At 41.4% G+C, this 23684-nt stretch carries 21 protein-coding genes; 17 read left to right on the top strand and 4 right to left on the bottom strand.

All coding sequences use genetic code 11. The features are described from left to right. Positions 1 to 7 precede the first annotated feature (7 nt). From L2764_RS02330 to L2764_RS27645, 4 genes are all read left to right on the top strand, one after another. Positions 8 to 3172, top strand: a complete 3165-nt coding sequence (locus L2764_RS02330; protein ID WP_248938631.1) for an efflux RND transporter permease subunit — start codon at positions 8 to 10, stop codon at positions 3170 to 3172. A 304-nt stretch (positions 3173 to 3476) separates the two neighbouring features. After that, positions 3477 to 5591 carry a S8 family serine peptidase gene (locus tag L2764_RS02325; protein WP_248938630.1) on the top strand — a complete coding sequence of 705 codons (2115 nt, stop codon included), beginning with the start codon at positions 3477 to 3479 and terminating at the stop codon, positions 5589 to 5591. Between the two features lie 10 nt (positions 5592 to 5601). Next, a complete protein-coding gene (locus L2764_RS02320) occupies positions 5602 to 6066 on the top strand; it encodes a serine protease external chaperone (RefSeq protein WP_248938629.1) in 465 nt (154 codons plus the stop codon). 375 nt (positions 6067 to 6441) lie between these two features. Next, entirely contained in the window at positions 6442 to 10230 is a 3789-nt protein-coding gene (locus L2764_RS27645) for a S8 family serine peptidase (RefSeq protein ID WP_283106882.1), read from the top strand. A 152-nt stretch (positions 10231 to 10382) separates the two neighbouring features. Here L2764_RS27645 and asnC read toward each other — a convergent pair whose 3' ends face one another. Together asnC and rluA are read right to left on the bottom strand one after the other, a co-directional pair. After that, positions 10383 to 10844, bottom strand: a complete 462-nt coding sequence (gene asnC / locus L2764_RS02310) for a transcriptional regulator AsnC (protein WP_248938628.1) — start codon at positions 10842 to 10844, stop codon at positions 10383 to 10385. Positions 10845 to 10983: 139 nt separating this feature from the next. Continuing rightward, positions 10984 to 11661 (bottom strand): bifunctional tRNA pseudouridine(32) synthase/23S rRNA pseudouridine(746) synthase RluA, encoded by a 678-nt coding sequence (rluA, locus tag L2764_RS02305; protein ID WP_248938627.1) that lies wholly within the window; start codon positions 11659 to 11661, stop codon positions 10984 to 10986. A gap of 229 nt (positions 11662 to 11890) precedes the next feature. Between rluA and L2764_RS02300 the strand changes: the two genes are divergently transcribed. The 4 genes from L2764_RS02300 (at position 11891) to recJ (ending at position 16425) form a co-directional block, all read left to right on the top strand. Further along, on the top strand, positions 11891 to 12634 hold the full coding sequence (locus L2764_RS02300; protein ID WP_248938626.1) for a spermidine synthase: 744 nt from the start codon (positions 11891 to 11893) through the stop codon (positions 12632 to 12634). Between the two features lie 64 nt (positions 12635 to 12698). Next, positions 12699 to 13601 carry a site-specific tyrosine recombinase XerD gene (gene xerD, locus L2764_RS02295; protein ID WP_248938625.1) on the top strand — a complete coding sequence of 301 codons (903 nt, stop codon included), beginning with the start codon at positions 12699 to 12701 and terminating at the stop codon, positions 13599 to 13601. Between the two features lie 186 nt (positions 13602 to 13787). Then, positions 13788 to 14543, top strand: a complete 756-nt coding sequence (gene dsbC, locus L2764_RS02290; RefSeq protein WP_248938624.1) for a bifunctional protein-disulfide isomerase/oxidoreductase DsbC — start codon at positions 13788 to 13790, stop codon at positions 14541 to 14543. Positions 14544 to 14700: 157 nt separating this feature from the next. Then, positions 14701 to 16425 (top strand): single-stranded-DNA-specific exonuclease RecJ, encoded by a 1725-nt coding sequence (gene recJ, locus L2764_RS02285; RefSeq protein ID WP_248938623.1) that lies wholly within the window; start codon positions 14701 to 14703, stop codon positions 16423 to 16425. 82 nt (positions 16426 to 16507) lie between these two features. Here recJ and L2764_RS02280 read toward each other — a convergent pair whose 3' ends face one another. Further along, the gene (locus tag L2764_RS02280; RefSeq protein ID WP_248938622.1) at positions 16508 to 17296 is read right to left on the bottom strand and encodes a DUF4875 domain-containing protein; all 789 of its coding nucleotides are present in this window, start codon (positions 17294 to 17296) and stop codon (positions 16508 to 16510) included. A gap of 207 nt (positions 17297 to 17503) precedes the next feature. On the opposite strand from L2764_RS02280, the gene L2764_RS02275 reads away from it, so the two are divergent. Genes L2764_RS02275 through L2764_RS02265 form a run of 3 tightly spaced genes read left to right on the top strand, consistent with a single transcriptional unit; the run spans position 17504 to position 18694 of the window. Then, positions 17504 to 17803: a hypothetical protein gene (locus tag L2764_RS02275; RefSeq protein WP_248938621.1), complete on the top strand. Its 300-nt coding sequence runs from the start codon at positions 17504 to 17506 to the stop codon at positions 17801 to 17803. 26 nt (positions 17804 to 17829) lie between these two features. Continuing rightward, positions 17830 to 18381 (top strand): hypothetical protein, encoded by a 552-nt coding sequence (locus L2764_RS02270; RefSeq protein ID WP_248938620.1) that lies wholly within the window; start codon positions 17830 to 17832, stop codon positions 18379 to 18381. Beyond that, the gene (locus L2764_RS02265; RefSeq protein ID WP_248938619.1) at positions 18374 to 18694 is read left to right on the top strand and encodes a hypothetical protein; all 321 of its coding nucleotides are present in this window, start codon (positions 18374 to 18376) and stop codon (positions 18692 to 18694) included. Before L2764_RS02270 ends, L2764_RS02265 begins: the two co-directional genes overlap by 8 nt. A gap of 45 nt (positions 18695 to 18739) precedes the next feature. Here L2764_RS02265 and L2764_RS02260 read toward each other — a convergent pair whose 3' ends face one another. Next, positions 18740 to 19219: a helix-turn-helix domain-containing protein gene (locus L2764_RS02260; RefSeq protein ID WP_248938618.1), complete on the bottom strand. Its 480-nt coding sequence runs from the start codon at positions 19217 to 19219 to the stop codon at positions 18740 to 18742. Positions 19220 to 19399: 180 nt separating this feature from the next. On the opposite strand from L2764_RS02260, the gene L2764_RS02255 reads away from it, so the two are divergent. The 6 genes from L2764_RS02255 to L2764_RS02230 all read left to right on the top strand — a co-directional run bounded on the left by L2764_RS02255 (position 19400) and on the right by L2764_RS02230 (position 23472). Further along, positions 19400 to 19708, top strand: a complete 309-nt coding sequence (locus L2764_RS02255; protein ID WP_248938617.1) for a helix-turn-helix transcriptional regulator — start codon at positions 19400 to 19402, stop codon at positions 19706 to 19708. Between the two features lie 13 nt (positions 19709 to 19721). Then, the gene (locus tag L2764_RS02250; protein ID WP_248938616.1) at positions 19722 to 19988 is read left to right on the top strand and encodes a pyocin activator PrtN family protein; all 267 of its coding nucleotides are present in this window, start codon (positions 19722 to 19724) and stop codon (positions 19986 to 19988) included. A gap of 3 nt (positions 19989 to 19991) precedes the next feature. Beyond that, positions 19992 to 20453, top strand: coding sequence for a hypothetical protein (locus tag L2764_RS02245; protein ID WP_248938615.1), 462 nt, complete (start codon positions 19992 to 19994; stop codon positions 20451 to 20453). Between the two features lie 67 nt (positions 20454 to 20520). Beyond that, positions 20521 to 20766, top strand: coding sequence for a hypothetical protein (locus tag L2764_RS02240; protein WP_248938614.1), 246 nt, complete (start codon positions 20521 to 20523; stop codon positions 20764 to 20766). A 1-nt stretch (position 20767) separates the two neighbouring features. Beyond that, the gene (locus L2764_RS02235) at positions 20768 to 21022 is read left to right on the top strand and encodes a hypothetical protein (protein ID WP_248938613.1); all 255 of its coding nucleotides are present in this window, start codon (positions 20768 to 20770) and stop codon (positions 21020 to 21022) included. Continuing rightward, positions 21022 to 23472 carry a replication endonuclease gene (locus tag L2764_RS02230; RefSeq protein ID WP_248938612.1) on the top strand — a complete coding sequence of 817 codons (2451 nt, stop codon included), beginning with the start codon at positions 21022 to 21024 and terminating at the stop codon, positions 23470 to 23472. The genes L2764_RS02235 and L2764_RS02230 overlap by 1 nt, the downstream gene beginning before the upstream one ends. Positions 23473 to 23684 lie beyond the last annotated feature (212 nt).

The following is a 23684-nucleotide window of genomic DNA, read 5'->3' as shown; positions in this document are numbered from 1 at the left end:
GTAAATAATGCTGACGTCTATTATTCGTTGGTCGGTGAATAACCGTTTTTTGGTTTTATTAGCGACATTTATTCTTGTTGGTATTGGCTTGTATGCGGTTAAAAATACCCCTGTTGATGCCATTCCTGACTTATCTGACGTGCAAGTGATCATTAAGACGGATTATCCTGGACAAGCGCCACAAGTTGTGGAAGATCAAGTCACCTATCCATTAACAACGGCGATGTTATCTGTGCCGGGGGCGGTGACCGTTCGTGGATATTCATTTTTTGGGGCTTCGTATGTCTATGTTATTTTTAACGAGAAAACAGATTTATATTGGGCGCGTTCTCGAGTACTGGAGTATTTAAGTCAAGTTACCTCCAGTTTACCGACCAGTGCTAAATCGCAATTAGGCCCTGATGCGACGGGGGTGGGCTGGGTATATTTATATGCCTTGATTGATAAATCAGGCAAATTGGATTTAAGTCAGCTCCGCAGTTTACAAGACTGGTTTTTAAAGTTTGAGCTGCAAACGGTGCCGGGTGTGTCAGAAGTGGCCGCTCTAGGCGGTATGGTCAAACAATATCAAGTGAAAGTCGATCCCAATAAACTGCGGGCATTTGGTATTCCCTTGTCTTTAATCCAAACGGCTATTCAACAGGGTAACCAAGAGATTGGTGCATCTGTGGTGGAGATGGCTGAAGCGGAATACATTGTCCAAGCCACGGGTTACATCAAAAGTATTGAAGATTTAGAAAACATCCCCCTCGGGACAAATGAAAATGGTACGTCCCTGCTATTAAAAGATGTCGCTGACATTGGAACGGGTCCACAAATGCGCCGCGGAATTGCAGAACTCAATGGTGAAGGTGAAACCGTTGGCGGTATCGTGGTAATGCGTTTTGGTGAAAATGCACAGCAAGTCATTAATGGCGTCAAGGCTAAACTCGATGAGCTCAAGAAAAGTTTACCAGAGGGCGTTGAAATTGTGACAGTTTATGATAGATCCGCGCTTATTGAACGCGCGGTAAGCAACTTGACTCATAAATTATTGGAAGAATTTGTGGTTGTTGCCCTGGTTTGCATGGTGTTTCTGTTTCATTTCCGCTCATCCTTAGTGGCGATAGTCAGTTTACCAGTTGGCATTTTAATGGCTTTTGTCGTCATGTATTTTCAGGGGTTGAATGCCAATATCATGTCGCTTGGTGGGATCGCTATTGCCATTGGGGCTATGATTGATGGTGCCATTGTCATGATTGAGAATATGCATAAGCACATGGAGAAAACGCCTCTGACAAAAGAGAATCGTTGGCGGGTGGTGATTGAATCAGCCAGTGAGGTGGGTCCTGCGTTATTTTTTAGTCTATTGATTATCACCGTGAGTTTTATTCCGGTGTTTACCTTAGAGGCCCAAGAAGGGCGTATGTTTGCGCCTTTGGCCTTTACTAAAACTTATGTGATGGCTGCATCTGCTATCTTGGCAATTACGCTGGTACCAGTATTAATGGGCTATTTTATTCGGGGAAAGGTGCTACCTGAGCATAAAAACCCCGTGAATCGTTTATTGACGGCGATGTATATGCCCGCGCTAAAAACGGTGTTGCATTACCCCAAATCGACACTCGTGGCGGCGTTGATATTAGTGGGTATTGGCGTTTATCCATTACATAAAATTGGCAGTGAGTTCATCCCACCACTTGATGAAGGTGATCTCATGTATATGCCGACCACTTATCCGGGTATTTCTATTGGTGAGGCTAGGCAGCTACTGCAACAGACCGATAAACTTATTAAAACGGTGCCTGAGGTGAAAACGGTATTTGGTAAGGTGGGCCGTGCGGAAACGGCGACGGATCCAGCGCCGCTCACCATGATAGAAACCTTTATTCAATTAAAGCCAAAGGATCAATGGCGTAAAGGCTTGACGACGGAGAAATTGAAAAAGGAATTGGACGCATTGGTTAAACTCCCTGGTGTGACGAATGCTTGGGTCATGCCGATTAAAACGCGTATCGATATGCTCGCCACCGGCATCAAAACACCTGTGGGGATTAAAATAGCGGGCCCCAAATTAGGTGTGATCCAAGATATTGGTAAGCAGATTGAAACGATTTTGAAAGATGTGCCAGGCACGGCGTCTGTTTATGCTGAGCGAGTGGCAGGCGGGCGCTATGTCAAAGTGGATATTCAGCGCGGGAAAGCGGCGCGTTATGGATTGAATATCTCAGATATACAACAAGTGGTCGCCACTGCCATTGGCGGAATGAATGTCACCGAAACCGTTGAAGGGCTTGAGCGCTATCCGGTGAGCTTACGTTACCCTCAAGATTATCGTGATTCACCTGAGCAATTAGCCTTACTGCCCATAGTGACGCCAAATGGACAACGTATTTCATTAGGTGATGTGGCCAATGTGTTTATTGAAGATGGGCCACCGGGTATCAAGTCTGAAAATGCCCGTTTAAATGGTTGGGCGTTTATCGACATTGATGGCGTGGATGTCGGCACTTATGTGGAGGATGCTCAAAAAATATTGGCTGAGAAGTTAGTTTTACCTGTGGGCTATTCGATTACGTGGGCCGGCCAGTATGAATACATGCAACGGGCGAAAGAAAAACTCAGTTATGTGGTGCCGCTGACCTTGGCAATTATTGTGGTGCTGTTGTTTTTAAATTTTAGAAACTTCATTGAAGTCGCTATTATCATGGGCACCTTACCTTTAGCCATGGTGGGCAGCATTTGGTTGATGTACCTTGAAGGGTTTAACTTTTCTGTCGCCGTGGGGGTCGGTTTTATTGCACTTGCGGGGGTGGCCGTTGAGATTGGGATCATCATGTTAGTGTATTTAAACCAATCGTACGACAAGATGTTGGATGAGCATCTGAGCAGTCATCATCAAACGACCCAAAGCGATATCTTCAAGGCCGTGTTATATGGCGCGGGTCAGCGAGTCCGTCCCGTGATTATGACGGCTGCCGCCATCATCATAGGTCTGTTACCGATTTTATATGGTACAGGTACAGGCTCTGAAGTCATGAGTCGTATTGCCGCCCCGATGGTTGGCGGTATGATGAGTGCGGTAATATTGACCTTATTGGTGTTGCCAGTGGTGTTTTATCTGTGGCGTTGGTCAGGGATTAAAAAATCGATGAATAAGGGTCATCTAGAGGCTGATAGTGAGCTCGGTTAAAGAGCGCTAACCCATCAAGTTGAAATAAAAAAGGGCGTGATATTCACGCCCTTTCTATTGGTTAAATATAAATTATTACCTTTTATTTGTATACGTGCATGTTCCTAAATGAAACATATGAGTTGATTTAATTGTAGTTAAATGGTTTTATTTTTATTTTTAATGTTGAATATGTGTTCTTTATAGGTTATTTTTGTGTCTTATTTCTTGATATAATTCAGGAAAATAAAAATAAAAATAACAGAGTATTTCCAAGATTATTCTCGGTGATATGGAGTTTTTTTCATAGTAAGGATATTGAAATATGCGTAAGTCACTCATTACACTGAGCATTATAACTGCATTATTAGCAGGTTGTGGCAGCGACAACGATAAGTCTAAAGAGACAGCTGAAATTGCAAATACTAGTCCACAAAGTATGGATGTTACTTATAATGTTGCTCAAGCGATACAAATAACGGGTCAATTGGAAGGGACTGATGCAGAAGGAAATATGACCTTTTCATTAGTTAATTCCGATGATGTTAAATTGGGTGTTTTTGATATTACAGATGCTAGTACAGGCCAATTTACTTATGTGACGGATGCATTAGAAGGTACTGAAACTATCAGTTTTAAAGTGAGTGATGGGGAAAGTGAATCTATTTCCACTTTAACTATTCAAATTACAGGTGGTGATCCTCTTTATCCTCATCAATGGCATCTAAGTAATACAGCACAAAATTCATTTGCGATTAATCGTGGTGTTGCGGGTGAAGATATGAATGTGAATGAGGCCATTACATCAGGTGTTAAAGGTCAAGGTGTGATTGTTGCTGTAGTCGATACGGGACTTGAAATTAATCACCCAGATTTAAAAGCTAATGTTGTTTCTGGTGGTTCTTATAATCTAATTACAGGGACTGTTGACCCTACTTCGCTTAATGATGGTTATGCTCACGGTACTGCTGTCGGTGGTATTATTGCTGCCGCTGGTTGGAATGGGATGGGTGGCCGTGGTGTTGCACCAGAAGCCAAGCTGATAGGCTTTAATTTCTTAGATAGCGATCCTGATGGCGTCGAAAATGCTCAAAGTTTTGAAAATTTTGTGATGTCACATGGTGCTACGGCCTATAGTGATAGCGCAAGAGTATTTAACCAAAGTTATGGTTATTCAGTTCCCTTTCCAGATCTTTTTAATGAAAATGAAACAGAAGTTTATGCTGAAACGACAGTCAATAGCTTTGATGGTAAAGGCAGTATTTTTGTAAAATCAGCAGGTAATGGTTATAACTATTTTAGTTATGGTGGTGTGTATTGGTTACCTGCTGACTATTTTACGGCGCGTGATGAAGGTAAAGCGGCCAATAATGGTTTACCTTTTCATAATTCTAACATGACAGCAAGTAATGCCGATGTTTATAATTTAGTGGTATCGGCAATTAATGCATCTGGAGAACTATCTAGTTATTCTTCTGTAGGGGCAAATATTTTTGTTACTGCACCTGGCGGTGAATATGGAACCGATTTTCCTGCAATCGTGACGGCTGATAGATCTGGCTGTGATAAAGGTTATGTTATCAGTGCAGATCGACCTAATACCCCATTCCATGGTGGTGATCATCCTTTGAATTTAGAGTGTGATTATATGTCTACGATGAATGGAACATCTTCAGCAGCACCTAATACTACAGGTGCTGTCGCTATGATTATGAGCGCCAATCCCGATCTTACTTGGCGAGATGTGAGACATATCTTAGCCTCGACATCGACGAAAGTGAATGCCGATAAGGCGCCGATTAACGTTTCTTTGTCTGATACTCAAGAATATGAGGCGGTTCCGGCTTGGTTTGAAAATGCTGCTGGGTTTAGTTTTCATGATTTTTATGGCTTTGGTCGAGTTGATGTCAGTGCGGCTGTCAAAGCTGCTCAATCTTATGAAACCGACTTAGGTGAGTATGTATTAACAGACTGGATAAATAGCGCTGTTGACTTGAATAAAACGATCCCTGATGCCAGTTTAGTGGGAGTATCTGATTTCATAGAAGTTAAAAATGATATGATTGTTGAAGCGGTACAAATTCAGTTGTCAGCAGATCATTTACGTATTCCTGATTTGGCTGTGGAGCTGATTTCTCCTGCGGGTACTCGTAGTGTGATTATGACTCCTTATAATGGATTAGTTTATCAAGGGGTTATGGATACAAATAACACGGCTGATATCGTTACTGGCTATGTTGATACTCCTATGTTATCTAACGCATTTTATGGTGAGAGTACTAAAGGTGAATGGACATTAAAGCTAATTGATGTGAATAGCGGTGAATATTCATTCATGAGATATAATATTGATACTGTTGAGATTGAAAATGAAGATAGCGGTCAGCTTCAAAATTGGTCAATTCGTTTTCATGGCCATGACGCCGAATCAAAATCTTAAGGAGTAACTGATGAAAATAACAAATTTAGTAGCAGTAGCAACAGTATTGGGGCTTTCGTCATTTTCCATAATGGCTCATGATAAATTATCTACAGAGACTAATACTCAACAAATTGAAGTTAATCAATCAAGGGCAGCATTTTTTGGACTAAATGACGTATTTTATGTCAAAACAGATGCCGGTGTTAAAGAAGCTCAAACTTTATCTGCTGGCGATAAGCTGTTGGTTAATTCCAGTGGTTCTTTGGCGATGGTGACAGGAAAGCTAATTGTTAAGCTTTCTGAAAGTATTGATCCAGAACAATTCGCTAAGTTATACGATCTAGATTTAGATTGGAAAAATAATAGTAATTTAGTTATTTTAGCCGCTGATAAAAATGCTGATCTTTTATCACTGTTAGCCCAATTAAAAGCCGATAAGCGAGTTGTTAGAGTGAAATTAGATAAAACAATTGCTAAAAACTCACCTATGTAGTTTGAAATAAGCCCTAGATAGTATCTAGGGCTTTTCATTTAATCATGCCCTTTCTGATTATCGTTTTCACCTTGTATGTAAAAATTTATGTTAGGCAGTTATGTTCGCCTAAATTTATTTCTTATTAGTATGTTAATTCATCCTTGTCACATTTTTTTCATATTAATTTTACATGAAGTATTTTTGTTTGTTTTGTGTTTTTGAATTGATATTTATTTGTTTTTTGTGTTAATAATAATTGCCGGTTTATTTTAATGCGGAGCTTTCGATTAAGCATTGCGCTAATAATGATGTGCTATAAATACATTAAAAATATAACTGTTTGATTTTTAAGTATAATTAAAAGCATCTTAAAGATGTAAAAGGGAATAATAAATGAGAAGTCAAGTTGCAGTTGCTGTTTCAGCAGCGTTAATGTCCATGGCGATGAATGTACAGGCATCAGATCAATATCGCATTTCGATATCTAAGCCTGATTTGCCCGTAGGGGCTATTCAGTCCATCGATTCTAAGTCACAACAAGACGTTAATTTTGTTAACGCTCAAAGCAGTCAAAAAGTGTTTATTCCAGAAAATGATTTAGACGCTGGAGTCTATCGTTATTTTGTGCGCTTCGATGAGAGTCCAGTGGCCTTATATGAAGGTGAAATAACAGGCTTTAGGGCAACCAGTCCTGCTGTGACCAAAACGAGCAGTCGTAAACTCGATGTTAACAATACGGATGTGAAGGCCTATCGCCAATATGTGACCAGCCGTCAAGATGAAGTGATTAATCAGGCTAAATCTAAGCTGGGTTCATTAAAAATTAAACAAAGAACCAATCTGTCTTATAACGGCATGGTGGTCGAGATGACTCAAGCAGAAGCCAAACAAATGGCTTCTGTGAGTGGCGTTGCTCATATTAAGCGTGAGGTGTTACGTTATACTCAAACGGATGCGGGACCTGCGATTATTCAAGCGCCTGCCGTTTGGCATGGCAATGCAAATGGTACCCTAACTTATGGTGAAGGTATGGTTGTCGGTATTATTGATACGGGTGTGAATAGTGATCATCCTTCTTTTGCCGATATTGGCGGAGATAACTATGATCATACCAACCCTTGGGGTGAAGGCCAATATAGCGGTGATTGTGCTGCAGATTACGCTGATTTGTGTAATGATAAATTAATTGGTGTGCACAGTTGGCCGCAAATTACCGATCAATATCCCGATTATGATCCGGATGTGGCACAAAATGGTGAAGATCATGATGGTCATGGTTCGCACACTGCCAGTACCACTGCGGGTAACGTTATTTATAATCAATCTATTTCTGATGTTGACGGTAAATCTTTAGGGATTTCTTTCGATTCAATGTCAGGGGTTGCACCACACGCGAATATCGTATCGTATCAAGTGTGTAAACCAGGTGATGATGATGCCATCGGTTTTAATGGTTGTTATCCTTCATTAACGGTTTTAGCCGTTGAACATGCCATAGAAAATGGCGTGGATGCGTTGAACTACTCTATTGGTGGAGGGACTAGCGATCCTTGGCAAGATGCCGATGCATTAGCGTTTTTAGCTGCCCGAAAAGCGGGTATACATGTGGCAACATCGGCAGGTAATGATGGCCCCGATCCAGAAACCGTGGGTTCACCCGGTGATGCGCCTTGGTTGACCACGGTTGCGGCTTATACCCATGACCGAGACTATGCTGAAAAAACCTTATCGGGCTTTGGCGGCGGTGATACCACTGCGCCAAGCACATTAACGGGTAAAGCGGCCTCGGGTGCAGTGACTGGATCAATTGTATATGCAGGAGACTTTGTTAATGCCAATGATCCTGATAATGACTCAGCTCAGTGTTTACAACCTTTCCCTGAAAATACTTTTGCCGATGAAACCATCGTAGTCTGTGATCGGGGTGCCATTGCACGTGTTGATAAAGGTCGAAATGTCCTCGCTGGCGGCGCTACGGGTCTTGTGCTTGCGAATCTTCAAGATGGGGCTGGCAGTGTTGTTGCCGATGCGCATACTTTACCTGCTATTCATATCAATGCGGACCAAGGTGATGCATTAAGAACGTGGCTAGCAACCGGTGATGATCATACTGCGAGTATTTCTGCGACGTCTATCGTGCGTGATGAAAGCCTTGCTCGTATCGCGGCTGACTTTACTTCAAGAGGAGCCAATAAATCAGTACCGGATATTATCGTGCCGTCAATTGCTGCACCTGGTGTGAGTATTTATGCTGCCTACGCCGATGAGCAATCGGATAAATTTAAAGAAAGTCCTAATCCAAGTGATTTTAACTTTTTAAGTGGCACGTCGATGGCCAGTCCACATATTGCAGGCGCATTGACCTTAATCGCTAAGTTACATCCGGATTGGTCTCCAGCTGAAGTGCAATCAGCTTTGATGATGACAGCCGATCAAAACACCTATAAAGAGGATGGGGTAACGCCGTCAGACTTCTTTGATATGGGCGCAGGATTTGCGAATATTTCTGCAGCGGTACAAACGGGTCTTATCATGGATGAGACCTATGAAGGTTATATGGCTGCTAACCCAGGTATTGGTGGTAAACCCCTTGAGATAAACTTGCCGACGATGGCTAACTCTCAATGTGTTGATACTTGTACTTGGACAAGACTGGTTAAAGCAACGGCTGATGCGACTTGGGCTGTGGGTACTGAAGGGGTAGTTGATGGACTTGCTTTAACGGTTTCTCCTACTCAATTTACTGTCTCTGAAGGTGACATCCAAGAACTCACGATTACTGCTGATGTTTCATCTGCTGATGTGGGGTGGAATTTTGCCAATATCAGTTTGACAGCGAATAAGCTACCTGATATGAAATTACCCGTCGCGGTGATGGCTGGTAATGACAATATTCCAACAGAAATATCGATAATGGCATCAAGTAATCAAGGTGCGATTACTTATACTGACTTGGTTTCAAAAGAACTATCTGGTATGACCATTGGTATTTATGATAAAGCTGTCGATCTTATTACGCCTGAGGAAGTCGATGTTGAAGATGGTGACTTAGCTTACATTGCTGTGACGTTTGATGAGGTTGTTGATAATGTCACTTTCACTATTTCATCAGACGAGGCTCCTGATGTCGATTTACGCATTTTAGATGCGAATTTTGCTAAAATAGGCAGTAGTGCGGGTGCAACATCTGATGAAAGTGTGACTTTCATCGATTTAGCAGCAGGGACTTATTATGTTGTGGTGGACGGATATACAGCTTCAAGTCCTGGAGCCGTTGATAAAGTGTTGATTTCGGCGACATCTATTACGTCTGATGAAGCCAATTTAAGTGAACATGTTTTTGCAAGTGTCGATGAAGGTGAAAGCACGTTCGATTTAACCTTCAAGTGGGATAAAAGTGAAGACGCTAAAGGTTTTGTCATTATTGAGTCTGCAGATAAAGCAGTGTCAAAACAAATACCATTTTCTATCACGCGTCAAGATGACGTTGTCCTCGCTCAAAGCTTAGCTGATGCGTTAGTGCCAGGTGAAGTAAACACTGTAAGCTTTAATATTTTACCTAATACGACTGAGGAAGATAAGAACTACAGTTTCACTTTAACGACACCGACAGAAGTAGAGATTGTTAATGTCTCTCAAAATGGGCAGATGTCTGGCAATGAAGTGCAATGGGATGTCATTCAAAAAACAGGGGAGTCAACAGAAGAGTCCACTATTAGTTTTGATATGTTGCCCAGTAAAGCCAATAACTATAGTTTATTATTATCTTATATAATGGGTGATACGACAGTTGAACAGGAATATACGTTTAGTGTTCAAGAGGTTGCGCCTGTAGCTACTATTAATTCACCAGAAAGTGTCCTTGAAGCAGCTAGTTTAACGCTTGATGGGTCAGGCTCTTCAGATGCTAATGGTGATGAACTTACTTATCAGTGGGTCCAAACTGCAGGCACCAGTGTTGAATTTGATGCTTCAGGTCAAAGTATCAGCTTTGATACGCCATTAGTGAGCAAGAGTGGTGATACTTTAGGTTTTGACTTAACGGTAACAGACAGTAATGGTAATACTGATATCGCCTCTACTAGTGTGGATATTGATAATGAATCTAGTGGGGGATCATTAGGTTGGATAGCTCTGACATTATTGCCTCTAGCTTGGTTACGTCGTAAATTAGCAGCATAAAGATGAGTGAATGAATGCTGGGTATTAAATTATTCAGTATTCACTTTATAATATAAAGGTTGATCGGGTTAATACCGGATCAACTTTTTTCTTTTAAGCTTTTTGTATCGAGTTTTAAAGTAAAAAATGTCTATTATACAGCTCAGTAGATATTAAGGTGTTACATTTCTAATGATCGGATTTTGTAGAATGATTAACGTTTCAGTAGATTGGATCTCATCGATAGATTGAATACGATTAATGAGGACATGTTGTAAACCATCGATAGACTGACACATGACCTTGACAAAGACATTGAAATTGCCCGTGGTATAATAAGCTTCAACGACCTCCTCTAATGCATTAAGTTTTTCGAGCGCGGCAGGATAGTCCCCAGCACTCTTTAAATTAATGCCAATAAAGCAACAGACATCATAGCCTAAGGCTTTAGGATCAATGGTGATTTGCGCACCAGTAATGATCCCCGCTTGCTTCATTTTTTCAACGCGTACGTGAATCGTCCCCGCACTGACAGAAAAGCGCTTCGCGAGCTCAGCAAAGGGCGTTCGAGCCTCTTGCATTAAGGCGGCAAGGATCTGATTGTCTAGCGGATCACGTTTAAATACAGTTTCCATTGTTTATACCGATTATATAGATGATGCCATCATTAATTCACGTTTTAAAGTGTCGATTATCTCGCTTAATATGTATTAAGGCAAAGATAATCTGATCATATTCCATTGTTAATCTGTCGCAGAATCTTTTGAAAATGGATCATTGCTCGCCTTCGGGCTGTATAAAAGGTGTGTCACAGCTAAAGGTCATCTCTTGTTCTGAATAAGGATGTGTGATCGTTAAGCATTGTGCATGTAAGAGTAAACGAGTCGCGAGTCTTTTGGCCAACGGATCCGCATAAAAATTATCGCCTAAAATCGGGTGTCCAAGAGCCATCATATGCACACGCAATTGGTGAGAGCGACCTGTTATTGGGGTGAGCTTGACCAGCGATGAGCGTTTAGCGCGGCTAATGACTTCAAAATGGGTCTGAGACGCTTTGCCTATTTGATGACAAACTTTCTGTTTAGGCCTATTAGGCCAGTCACAAATGAGTGGTAAGTTAATGCTACCCGTGTCTGCTTTGACATGACCTGCGACTCGAGCGAAATAGGTTTTTTGCGTTTCTCTCTCTCTAAATTGCCTCTTGAGCTCTTTTTCAGCATTGCGTCTGAGTGCGACGACAATGACACCGGATGTCGCCATATCAAGGCGATGAACGATTTGAGCATTAGGATGATCCGCTAATACACGACTGTAAATACTGTCACTATTTGCGGGACCGCGCCCAGGTACAGACAAGAGTCCAGAGGCTTTATTAAGGACAATAATATCTTTATCTTGGTAAAGTATGGTTAACCAAGGTGTTGTGGGAGGAGAATATACAAAATCGGTCATGAAAAGCCCTTAAATAAAATGCGTCGCAAAGATACCTCTACCATCGAAGTCTTGCAAGTAGTACAGCAAAGCAAGTGGGGTTATTTTTACGTTAGCGCTTTAATGTGAGAGTCCTTATTGCTGATAGTGTTTGTCGCTGAGGCAGGGCTATTCATGGGAGGGAGATCTCGGTAGAATGCTCCGTTTTGATATTTGACGGTTTAAACAGTATCGATTTGGGAGGCAATGGGTGAAAGATTTTAAAGTATTACATCGATCAAATGATGAATATGGGCCGTTAATTGTGCTAGACAATAAAGACACTCGCATTTTGGCGTTTGCAGATAATGACGAGCAAAGTAAATTATTAAAGTTAACGCCCCATATCCCTCAGCATACTTATGTGCAGGCGATGTTATTGGTTTTACTCTTTTGTCAGCCAAAGCGTGTCATGATACTAGGGCTGGGCGGCGGCGGACTCATTCATGCATTAAAGCATTATGATGCGGGCATTAAAATGACGGCAGTCGAATTAAGAGAGCAAGTGATTGTGTTGTCGAAACGATTTTTTCAGTTGCCTATAGGTAAGAAGTTGACTTTGGTTCATCAAGACGCAAAGGTTTTTTTGACAGAGAAACAATATAAAAAAGTCGATGTCGTGTTTGCCGATATTTATGATGCCAAAGGGGTTGATGAAATGCAATTGTCAGCCGAGTTTATTGCGTTATGCGCGGATGCGATTAAAGAAAAAGGCTTTTTAGTGCTCAATTGTTGGAAAGAGCATAGCCAAGATAGACAGCTGTTAACGTATTTACAAATGCATTTTGTCGATATTCGAGCGTGCTTAACTGGAGGCGGTAATTGGGTGATCATTGCCTGTAAACAGCAGGATCATACTAGTGCAAGTGAGCTTAAAACTTATGCTCAAGCTTTATCTAAACAGCTAGACTTCCCACTAGATAAAAGTTTAACCCGATTTAAACCTTTCGTTTAAATTTGATTGTTATTATAAAAGTGACGCTATGTAACAACACAGATCCTAGGATGAGGTTTAAGAAATGGAAGCAGAGTATATTCCCGATCCCATAGTTGAGTCATTTTTAGATGAATTATGGTCAACAGAAGGATTAAGCGATAATACCTTAGCAGCCTATCGAAGTGATTTAGTGCATTTTGATACTTATTTACAGCATCAAGGGCAGACTTTGTTGGCCGTCAAACAAGCAGATGTACGGGCTTATCTTGAAAAACGGTTTGAGCAAGGCTTTGCCAGTAGCAGTAGTGCTCGGTTAATGAGCAGTCTAAAACGCTTTTATGGTTATTTAAGAATGAATAATCGTATTAATATCGATCCTATGGAGATGTTACAAGCTCCTAAATTGACGAGAAAGTTACCTGATTCCTTGAGTGAAGATGATGTCGGTGCCCTGTTAAACGAGCCGAACGTGCAAGATGCAATAGAATGCCGTGATAAAGCCATGTTAGAGCTTTTGTACGCAACGGGATTACGGGTCAGTGAACTTATTAGCTTAAAAATTGAAGAGATAAATTTAAATCAAGGCTTAGTTCGAGTTATTGGTAAGGGCGGGAAAGAGCGAATTGTCCCCATGGGTGAGTATGCGGTGACCGAAATAGAATATTATTTGGTAAAAAGTCGAGGGAGTTTATTAAAAGATCTGCCTAGTGATGTGTTATTTCCATCAAGACGGGCGAAGCAAATGACGCGGCAAACGTTTTGGCATAGGATTAAATTATATGCCCTAAGAGCAGGGATTGAATCGCCTTTATCACCTCATACGCTACGCCACGCTTTTGCCACGCATTTATTGAATCACGGTGGAGATTTACGGGTAGTGCAGCTATTGTTAGGGCATAGTGACTTATCGACTACACAGATTTATACTCATGTTGCCAAAGCACGATTATCTGAGCTACATAAAGCGCATCACCCTAGAGGTTAGTTGTTATTTGTCGACTTTAGTCGAGTGAGTAGCGACAAGTGAGCGTAAATAGGCACAAGATTATATTTGTTATTGTAAAAAAGTTGCTTTTGAGTACTTGAGCCTGTAAGTTTTGAAGCCAAAGCAGGGTCTATTTGGTTAAGAATCAATAATCGTGATCCACACTTAAATTATTTAGGATATCCAATGAAGTTTACTCGTGTACTTTCTTTGATGGCAGTCATGGCATTATCGCCAGCGGCTATAGCAGCAACGGATGCTAATAATGCAGAAGCTCAAGCGCTGAAGCAAAAACTGAGTTCGACTCTCGATGTTGATGTGACGTCGATAAAAATGTCTTCAATTCCCGGTTTGTATGAAGCATTAACCAATCGTGGTGTGCTTTATATTAGCCAAGATGGCACCAGGCTGATCCATGGTACGATTTATGATTTAGACAACGGTATGAAAAATCTGACCGAGGCGGCGATGGCGGGTCCAAGGTTGAAAATGCTGAAAAAACTTGAAGACAAGATGCTTGTTTATAAAGCAAAGAATCAAAAATACGTCGTGACGGTGTTCACGGATATTAGTTGTGGTTACTGTCGTAAATTACACAGTGAGATGGCTGAGTATAACGATTTAGGCATTACGGTTCGTTATCTCGCTTTCCCTCGTGCAGGTGTCCCTTCAGCAACTGCTGATGAAATGGAAGCGGTTTGGTGCTCAGCCGATCCATTAAAAGCCATGACAGATGCTAAAGCGGGTAAACCGGTTAAAGATGCAGATTGTGATGCTAAAATTAAAGAGCAATATGAGTTAGGCGTTGCGTTTGGTATTAATGGTACACCAGCGATAATTCTTGAAGATGGTAGCTTAATTCCTGGTTATCAGCCACCGAAGCAATTGCTTAAAGTGCTTGAAAGTACTGAGACAAAATCAGAGTCTGCCGCTAAGTCATAATCAGATATTATTTTTTTTGACTAATAAAGTGAGCCAGTTGGCTCACTTTTTTTATGCCACTGAAGAGGCCGTTGACATTTAATTTGAGTCCGTGTCTTTTTTGAAACTTTAGCTTACGTTATAGTGCTCCTCTTTCTTTTTTAGGTAACTTTCATTCGTGATCCATCAAATCGTACGCCGCTCCCATGTGGATGATAGTCATCTTCCCGATACGTTATCGCCGTTATTGAAACAAATTTATGCCAGTCGAGGCGCTAAAGCACAGGAGTGTGAGTTAAGCTTAGGGCAGTTGTTAAAACCCGATACCATGGCAGGATTAACGTTAGCCGCTGAAATCATCGCAGATGCGATGGCGGATAATAAACACATCTTGATTATGGGCGATTTTGATGCCGATGGTGCGACGTCTACCAGCGTATGCATGCTCGCATTGCGGATGATGGCTGCACAGAAAGTGGATTATCTCATTCCAAATAGATTCGATTTTGGCTATGGATTAAGTCCTGAGATTGTACAGGTGGCTCAACGTAAAGGAGCGCAATTATTGATCACGGTCGATAATGGTATTTCTTCGATTGAAGGCGTCGAGGCGGCTAAAGCATTAGGCATGCAAGTGGTGATAACCGATCATCATTTGCCTGGAAAAGAGTTACCCAATGCCGATGCGATAGTGAATCCCAATCAAGTAGATTGTGGTTTTGCCAGTAAAGCCATTGCAGGGGTTGGGGTCGCTTTTTACTTAATGTCGGCATTACGCGCCGAGCTAAGAGGCCGCAATTGGTATCAAAAGCACGATATTATCGAACCCAATTTAGCGCAATTACTGGATATTGTCGCATTGGGCACCGTTGCCGATGTGGTGCCGCTTGATAATAATAATCGTATTTTGGTCGAGATGGGCTTGAAAAGAGTCAGGGCGGGGCGCTGTCGAGTCGGTATAACCGCATTACTGGAAGTAGCTAAACGGACGCCCTCTCGCGTTGTCGCTTCAGATTTCGGCTTTACTGTTGGGCCTAGGCTTAATGCTGCTGGTCGATTAGATGAAATGGCCTTAGGTGTCGAAACGCTGCTTTGTGAAGATGTGATCCAAGCCAGACGGATGGCTGCACAGCTCGATAGTTTGAATATGGAAAGACGAGAACTCGAGCAAGAAATGCAGCAAGAAGCATTAAAGAGCTTGAACAGTCTTACATTAGATACGGCATCATTACCTTGGGGAATAGCACTGTTTCAAGCCGACTGGCATCAAGGTGTTATTGGGATTTTAGCGTCACGTATAAAAGATAAATATCATCGGCCTGTCATTGCCTTTGCTGATGCAGGAAAGGGGGAGATAAAAGGCTCTGCACGTTCGATAAAAGGTCTACATATGCGGGATTTACTTGAGCTGATTAATAGCCGACATCCGGGAATGATCTTAAAGTTTGGTGGCCATGCTATGGCGGCTGGGTTATCGATGAGAGGGGATGACTTTCCCGCGTTTAGCGATGCCTATGATCAAGCCATAAGAGATACTATTGAACCAGAGCTGTTGACGGGAGAATATCTCTCTGATGGGGAGTTAACCCCTAATGAATTAACCATGGCAGTCGCAACGGAACTCAGGCATGCCGGTCCATGGGGCCAAGCTTTTGCTGAGCCATTGTTTGATGGGCATTTTAAGATTATCCAACAGAGAATTGTTGGAGAAAAGCATTTAAAATTAGTTTTAGAAACAGAATGTGGCCGCGTGATGTTGGATGCTATTGCGTTTAACGTTGATTTACAGACATGGCCCGATGCCAGTATTCAACATGCCAAGTTAGTCTATAAACTGGATGTGAATGAGTTTAGAGGCAACCAGTCTTTGCAATTATTAATTGAGCAGATTGAAGCGGTTTAATTGAGGTTGAAGGGTTTAAGGTGGCTTGTAGGGGTACTGCTAAAGTTTCATTAATTTTTCGGTACCCCTTTTTTATTTGAACCTAATAAAATTTAACTACAATATAATTCGGTGATAATAGCCGAACGTCTTCTTTTGCGATTGACAGCCTATCAGCAATAAAGCTGTCTAGTCTTGGTTCATCGATAAGACCGTCAGTTTTTTTGAATTTATCTTTATTCTTAGCCCACAGCTCTGAAGCTTTCAATTGGAGAGTAGGATAATCTTGTTTTATTGCTCTTGCTTCCCAGTATTTACCATCTAAGGACTTGCCTGAGTTACCTTTACCATCTGGTGTATACGTTACCATTGCCATTTGGTAGCCTTTCATCGCTAATACTTTGCTGTGTTCAAGATGTATATCAATCTGATGTGCTCGATATTCTAGCATCATCTCTCTTGCAGCTTGAATAGATGTACCAATAAACGCATTGTAATCATGTGCATCTTTTGCCGTTATTGACACTCTAATTCGTTTACGGCCAGCAAAGCTATAATCGTAAACATCGATAACATTGTAATCTTTTGCAAACTCTAAATAGCTCTGGGCTTTTTTATTAGACAGAGTTTTTGCTAAGTCATAATTTATGCTAGATGAGTTGGTTGGAGCTGTTGATTGATTTGAGGGTTGAGAGCTTGCTTGAGGAGGTGTTTTAGTTGAATCATTAAAAGCAAGAATGAGTGTAACTAGCATCCAGATAAACGAAATTCCTTGAGCTCGTTTTGAGTACCCCTCTTTTAATGTAAACCATGCAAAAACGATAGGTAGGAATACAATCCCAATAATCAGCAATATGCTGACTTTCTTATTAACATCTTTTTCTAACATCATATATCCTTATGTGACTGAAATTGTCAATTTTTTGATTAATAAATCGTGTCGAGAGTACCTATTAGTAATAAAAATGCAACTTTAGTAGGACTTTTTTGGGGGGTAGCTTGTTTTTGTATTTAAGGCTGTGTTTATATACAGTCTAATGGACAGTGTTTATAATACGTTGTAATTTGTTGCAGTTTTGAAAAAAGGATCATTCTAAACATGAATGTTAACAATAATACCAATAACCTAGTTAGCAGCTATCAAAGCTCCCAAACCCAAGCGAAGCCAACCCAAACCAATCAAGCCGATAATAGCCAAAAAGCTGTCAGTACAGAAAGTGTCAGTATTAGCCAAGAAGCATTAGATTTAGCGTCAAATGTTAAAGTGGCGAGCGACGTGAGTGGTTTACCAAGTAGCAGTATTGAAGGTGTGAACGCTTATTTAAGTGTAGCGGCATTATCCGATGATATTTCACCGCAAGGTGGTGGATCTGGAGGTGGTGTTATACCGCCACTTTAAGTTTTCATTTTTATTCAGGGTTGATTATGAATGATTTTTTATATGGAATTGATTGGGTCGTACGTGGACTGGAAGCTGTGACAGTATTGCTGATTCTTTATTTAAGCTATCAACGAGTCAAGGTATTATTTTGGGGGGGTAAAGCGGATATTAATACCCCGAGTGATGCTTTACTGCATTCATCATTTTTATGTGCATTTACTGTGCTTTTTTTTCATTTTATATCATGGGGCATTTCTCGTTATATTTTAGCGCTAGACATGGAAGTTATGGCACGGCGACAACTGTTTTTTTTCATGATGTTTATGATTGAATTTTTGTTCATCATCAGTCTGTTTACATTACATAAAATTAGACGCTGTAGCTTTTCGAAAGTTGCTATTTATTGTCTGATGCTAGGGTTGGCTTTAGAGCTTTTGATAGTAATCGAACTGGTACTATATGGTGTGTTTGATATTTCAGGTTTTAACCTTGTTTACCAGAGCTTAGTACCTGTTATTAATATTATTACATTGAGTCTTATTATTGCTTATCCCGTTAGGCATATTAGAAATAAAAGGATGAAAGCTTATGGGTAGTTTGAGTTTTATGTTTTTGATTATTAGTGTCAGTAGTGTTGTGTCTGTATTTGTTTGTTTATATTCAGCGCAGCAGCAGGAAGAGCGCGCCGAGTATGTTGAATTTATTAATGGCCGTGCTCAAATGGCTCATGATTTAGTTTATGACTTAGGTGAGGCGCAAGCTGTTCTTAATGGTACAGAGCAATATGGTAAGACAAAATCATTGCTGAATAGTACCAAGACTTACTTTAGAAATTGTCAGACTCACAATGTGATTGCTAAACGTGAAGTGGTTCAGTATGAAGCTCCGAGTTTAAAAATAGTGGGTTAATACTAGAAATGAACATCAAAGAAACCCGCTATTTAGCGGGTTTTTTTATGCCGATTTTATGGCTTGAATTTTTTGGTTGGTCTCAAATCGTTGGTTGATCACCGGTTGTAAATCTTTGAGTAATAATTTAGCGCAATCATCAAAATTCATTTTATCTTTGTTGGGGGTAAACCAATCTAAATAGCAAAACATCATTAATGCATCTGTAAGCACTTTCGCTGCTTGCGCTTCGTATTCTTCTTGTTTTAATTGAGCTGCTACTTTCGCTTGTTCGGGTTCAGTATCACCTGGTGCGATTTGACCCGCCTCTGGGTTCGTTATATCTGCGACTAACCAAAGTGCATACTTCACACAGTCTGGATCACTCGCTACCTTTTGTAAGGCGGGGCGGCCAACTTCTTGAAAACCACTTTCATATTTTTTGTAAGAGCTAAGGCTTATTTCTAATTTTTCTGCAAATTTAACCTGACTTAATCCGAAAGTTTCCCTTATGAGCTTAAATTTTTCGCCAAGAGTTATTGACATGGTTCGCCTTTGTGAACTATATTCGGTTTATCGGTTCGCCTTTTAGGTACCTGTAGCTTTAGATGGTTCCTCTTTCAGGCATTATTCGTACCAAACGGTAGATATTCTATCGAACATTAACATTTTAGTGCATGAAGTGGAACCTTTTGCATATATGCAGAGCTATACAGGGATAGATAAATGAACAAAAAAACAGACACAGACATAGAAACAGATACGGTCAATATGGTGCTGCAAACACTCGCAGCGCAGTTGTTATCCATCGCGGAGCTCGCTAAACAAGATAGTTTTCTTGGCTTAGATGAGGTAATGCAGCGTACCAAATTAAAGAAAGTCACCATTTACACTCAAATGGGTAAAGACCTATTTCCAACTAACACTAAAGCTGATGGCTATCGCGCAGTTTGGCGAGCCAGTGAAATCCAATCTTATATTGCCCTTGGCCCTAAACGCTGGGCTGAACTTTACGCCACCGCTCACACCCATTAAAAGGATTTTTATCATGAATACTGCGTATGCATTACTTGCACGTTATGAAACACCTACTGTTCAGTTAAGAGCTATCAGCGAGGAATTTTTTGGGCTTATGCCGAAGACTGCTGAGCAAAAAGCAAAAGTAGATGCTTTACCGATCACCACGTTTAAATTACGTGATTCTGTTCAAGCGCCAACAATGGTGCATTTAACTGACTTAGCAGCTTTTATCGATAAGCAACGACTTGAAGCTAAAAAAGGCTGGGAAATCATGCAAGCAGCGAAGGGAGCTTAAGTTATGCCGGTTAATTGTGAACAGTCAATAAAAGTAGAAAAACAATCATCAAGTGCCGCACAAATAGCGATTGCTCAAATGCGTGAACGATTAGGTTCAAGCAGTGTGGCCCGTCGTTATAACCAGCTTAACCGTCAGCAAAAGTCTATGGTGCTGTTCGGCGCCAGGTTAAAACCCGCCACTTTTATCAATTACTCGTTTGAGCAATTTGATATTGAGCAAAGAGAAGGGCTCCGCGCGGCGATTATCACCATGTTTGATGTCAGTAAAAGCTTTGGTTCGTTAGCGATGACACGTGATCAGTTTAGGCAAAACAGTGCCGCGAATGATGTTAATAGCGAAGAGAACGAACGCGTAACGAGTGAATTAGATGATGTTACTCAAGCGACAGCAGAATTAATCAGTCAATTTGAAACCACCGCATTACACACCCAAACGGCAGGAAGAGCAAAAAAAGTGCAATAAAAAAGCCATTTCCTGTTCGAGCAGGTAATGGCCATATCGAATAAATCATTTTTAACTAAGGAAAGTTATGACTAAATCGACACCCCAAAGTGTATCAATATCTGATGCACTTCTACAACAAGCAAATCAATTAATTAAAACGTTTAATACTGATAAAAATCAGCTATCAGAATTAGTGATTGAGAATACGCTCGAAACATTACACGCCACAGCAGACACCTTAGAGCTGCCCGTTGCTAATCATCTTTTGTCACGCATGGTTGAATTCAGAGACCTTTTTGAATTAACCCCTATCAATGCGAAGGTGGCGTGATATGGCAAAAGAAAAGAAACGTTCACCGGCTTACCTGCATTTACAGCGTCACTTTCGCAGTTATAAACGAACGGTGATAGAGCATAGCCAAAGCTCATCATTTTCACGCCCTGTTGAAATGCGCCTATCAAATCAAATTGGTGCGCTTGAATGTCTATACTGGCAAGCTTTGGGCAATGGCGAGCAGGTATTGGCGCAAGGTATTCGCCGCTTTATTGAAAAAGCTAAGGCTCACTTTAATATTGAGTGGCTTTGATGGATTTAAGTCAGTTGTCTGCGAGTGATGTTGCTTTTGAAGATCAGAAGTGTTTTTTAGAATGGTTAAAATCAGAAGAGCAAGACAACTCGATAAAACTCACTATGCACGCCGAGGATTTACTCTCGGCGCTTTTTATTACAGAGCATGATAAAAACGATTTAGCCTGGGCGCGCACTCAATTGAGTGATGTGCCCGATCATGTTGCCAATCACTTTTTTAAGCAGTGGGTTAGTCGTCGCTTAAAATATCAACACAGCATCAAAAGCAAAACCAGTAGTGCCAATATTTGGCTACGCAAGCAAGTCGAAACACTAAGGCCTGTTTTAACGCAATTTCCTTTGCCTCTAGACCTGATTAACACTGAAGAACGCCGAGTCAGTGCCGCTAAAGAGTGGTCGAGTCGTTGTGCAACGCTACTGAATAAAATGACGCCCGATAAAAGCGAAAGTGTTGATGCGCGCGAGTTAATTAATTCAGTTAAAAGCCCTGCTGATATGTGGGGCTTCACGCCTATTTTACCCAGCTTTAAACATTACGCTAAACGCAAGGCGGCGGGGGAGTTTGATACTAATCCCGCCATGTATGATGCAATCAGTAAAATCATTGTCCGACTCATTGATGATAAATGGTGGGCTAGAAAGTTAGAGCGCGCCTACCGTCAATATTTAGAGCATATTGCGATTATCATAGGGCGAGTGCGCAAAGGGGTATCGCCTTATGTCAGTTATCAATGTTTGCTAGATTTCAAGGCCCGTAAAAAAGCCCAAGCGCTTTGGCTTGAGCAAATGGAAGTGGTTAATGAAGAACAAGAATTAACACTGACATTAAGTGAAGCGGTAAAAGCGTCTATTTCAAATCCTAAAAACCGCCGCGTTGAACTCATGGTGCGGATGCGTGGTTTTGAAGATTTAGCCATGGCCAATGGCTATGTCGGTGAGTTTTATACCATCACAGCCCCGTCGCGTTATCACGCCTATACCGTTAATAAAAAAAGTAAAGCGATAGCCAATAAGAAATATAAAGGCACCAACCCTAAGCAAGCGCAAAAACATTTAACGAAACAATGGGCGAAAGCTCGTAGCCAGTTAAAACGTGATGGGATCACTCCCTTTGGTTTTCGTGTGGTTGAGCCCCATCATGATGGTACCCCACACTGGCATTTATTGTTATTTTTTAAACCTGAGCAGCTTGAAGCGGGGCGTGAAGTATTGCGTCACTACGCCACAGAGCATGATAAGGATGAGTTAATTAATAATGAAAATGCCCGCTTTGATTACAAAACCATTGATCCAGAAAAGGGTAGTGCTACCGGTTATATCGCTAAATATATTGCTAAGAATATTGATGGTGAGTATGTCGATGATGATTTCGAGGCTGAAACCTCGGGCGAGCATGGTGCGCAAGGTGTCGCAGCTTGGGCGAGTACGTGGAATATTCGCCAGTTTCAACAAATAGGTGGGCCCTCGGTCACTATTTGGCGTGAATTACGGCGACTTGATGAAGCATTAGAACACGATGAGATTTTAGAACGTGCTCGCGCTGCTGCTGATAATCCCAACTGGCAACGTTATGTTGAGGTTATGGGCGGCATTGAATGCCTGCGTGCTGATAGACCCATTGTGCTGGCTAAGGTGGTTAACGAGGCCGCGAGCCAATACGGTGAAGACATCACCAAAATCATGGGCGTGATGTCACAAGAAAACCACACACCAATACATACTCGCTTAGACGGCTGGAAAATACGCCGCGCACCCTCTAGCACTCAATCAACTCATACAGATGACGACAAGAGCGTCAAGGCTGTTGCTGTTGCCTTTGATGTGTCTTGTGATCTTGCTTCTAAGAGTGGCGACAGCCGCGACCCTTGGAGTACTGACAATAACTGTACGCCCCTTATAAATCAAGAGGATATGTTAAGGGTGACAGCGCGTAAGTATGGTATTGATGATTTTCACTTTGACCGTCTTCAGGCTGGGGCCACCGTCGAAACCAATAAATACATAATCAACATTAAAAACAATCAGATAGTAAGGGTTAAAAAGCGTAACATAGCCAAGACGCGTGAAGAAAACGGTTGGCGTGAAGGTGAGCAGCTTAGCGCGCTGCAGCAATATCATGATCATGTTGCCAACCAAGGTGAGGTAGATAAAGACCTACGCCGCCAAGCATGGGACCTGCTTACAAAACAAAAAGAGGCGAAACAAAAGCAGGTTAAGCAAAAAGCTGAATCTTCCGATGCTAACGTTAATATTAATGACTGGCTAGTGAGCCTAGCGCCCAACTTACACCGCCGAGCCCTCGTTCAACTGCAAGAGGTGGTTGACTTGCAAGCCTATGAAAACAGCTTTACTGAAAACAAACCTAATGATGATACACATGTCGATTACTGGGCTGAAAATTTCGAGCAATATCATGATGACACGGAGAGCATGTATGAGCACTTTTAATCACCAGGCACCGAATAACTCGGTTGTGCAAGCAGCGGAGGATATCGCCGATAAAGCCGAACACTTAGCCCGGTATCACCGTTGCAAAGAGAAGTTAAATACATGCAGTCGGCCAATGATAAAAGACTGGTTATCAAGACTGAGTGAGATTGAGTGCGAGCAGTGCCGGACAACGTTGAATAATTTATTAGATGTGAGAAAAATAAAAAAAC

Origin of the sequence: Shewanella surugensis, assembly GCF_023284005.1 — a bacterium.
GTDB lineage: Bacteria > Pseudomonadota > Gammaproteobacteria > Enterobacterales > Shewanellaceae > Shewanella > Shewanella surugensis.
The sequence above is the reverse complement of the archived record's forward strand: the minus strand, read 5'-3'. Positions and strand labels throughout refer to the sequence as shown.

Excerpts from the sequence above, each read along its gene's own strand:
- L2764_RS02255 (WP_248938617.1), top strand. The coding sequence starts at position 19,400 with ATGAACAAAAAAACAGACACAGACATAGAAACAGATACGGTCAATATG.
- L2764_RS02245 (WP_248938615.1), top strand. The coding sequence starts at position 19,992 with ATGCCGGTTAATTGTGAACAGTCAATAAAAGTAGAAAAACAATCATCA.
- dsbC (WP_248938624.1), top strand. The coding sequence starts at position 13,788 with ATGAAGTTTACTCGTGTACTTTCTTTGATGGCAGTCATGGCATTATCG.
- L2764_RS02260 (WP_248938618.1), bottom strand. The coding sequence starts at position 19,219 with ATGTCAATAACTCTTGGCGAAAAATTTAAGCTCATAAGGGAAACTTTC.
- L2764_RS02275 (WP_248938621.1), top strand. The coding sequence starts at position 17,504 with ATGAATGTTAACAATAATACCAATAACCTAGTTAGCAGCTATCAAAGC.
- L2764_RS02235 (WP_248938613.1), top strand. The coding sequence starts at position 20,768 with ATGGCAAAAGAAAAGAAACGTTCACCGGCTTACCTGCATTTACAGCGT.
- L2764_RS02320 (WP_248938629.1), top strand. The coding sequence starts at position 5,602 with ATGAAAATAACAAATTTAGTAGCAGTAGCAACAGTATTGGGGCTTTCG.
- asnC (WP_248938628.1), bottom strand. The coding sequence starts at position 10,844 with ATGGAAACTGTATTTAAACGTGATCCGCTAGACAATCAGATCCTTGCC.
- L2764_RS02240 (WP_248938614.1), top strand. The coding sequence starts at position 20,521 with ATGACTAAATCGACACCCCAAAGTGTATCAATATCTGATGCACTTCTA.
- L2764_RS27645 (WP_283106882.1), top strand. The coding sequence starts at position 6,442 with ATGAGAAGTCAAGTTGCAGTTGCTGTTTCAGCAGCGTTAATGTCCATG.
- L2764_RS02325 (WP_248938630.1), top strand. The coding sequence starts at position 3,477 with ATGCGTAAGTCACTCATTACACTGAGCATTATAACTGCATTATTAGCA.
- rluA (WP_248938627.1), bottom strand. The coding sequence starts at position 11,661 with ATGACCGATTTTGTATATTCTCCTCCCACAACACCTTGGTTAACCATA.
- L2764_RS02265 (WP_248938619.1), top strand. The coding sequence starts at position 18,374 with ATGGGTAGTTTGAGTTTTATGTTTTTGATTATTAGTGTCAGTAGTGTT.
- L2764_RS02250 (WP_248938616.1), top strand. The coding sequence starts at position 19,722 with ATGAATACTGCGTATGCATTACTTGCACGTTATGAAACACCTACTGTT.
- L2764_RS02280 (WP_248938622.1), bottom strand. The coding sequence starts at position 17,296 with ATGATGTTAGAAAAAGATGTTAATAAGAAAGTCAGCATATTGCTGATT.
- L2764_RS02270 (WP_248938620.1), top strand. The coding sequence starts at position 17,830 with ATGAATGATTTTTTATATGGAATTGATTGGGTCGTACGTGGACTGGAA.
- L2764_RS02230 (WP_248938612.1), top strand. The coding sequence starts at position 21,022 with ATGGATTTAAGTCAGTTGTCTGCGAGTGATGTTGCTTTTGAAGATCAG.
- xerD (WP_248938625.1), top strand. The coding sequence starts at position 12,699 with ATGGAAGCAGAGTATATTCCCGATCCCATAGTTGAGTCATTTTTAGAT.
- L2764_RS02330 (WP_248938631.1), top strand. The coding sequence starts at position 8 with ATGCTGACGTCTATTATTCGTTGGTCGGTGAATAACCGTTTTTTGGTT.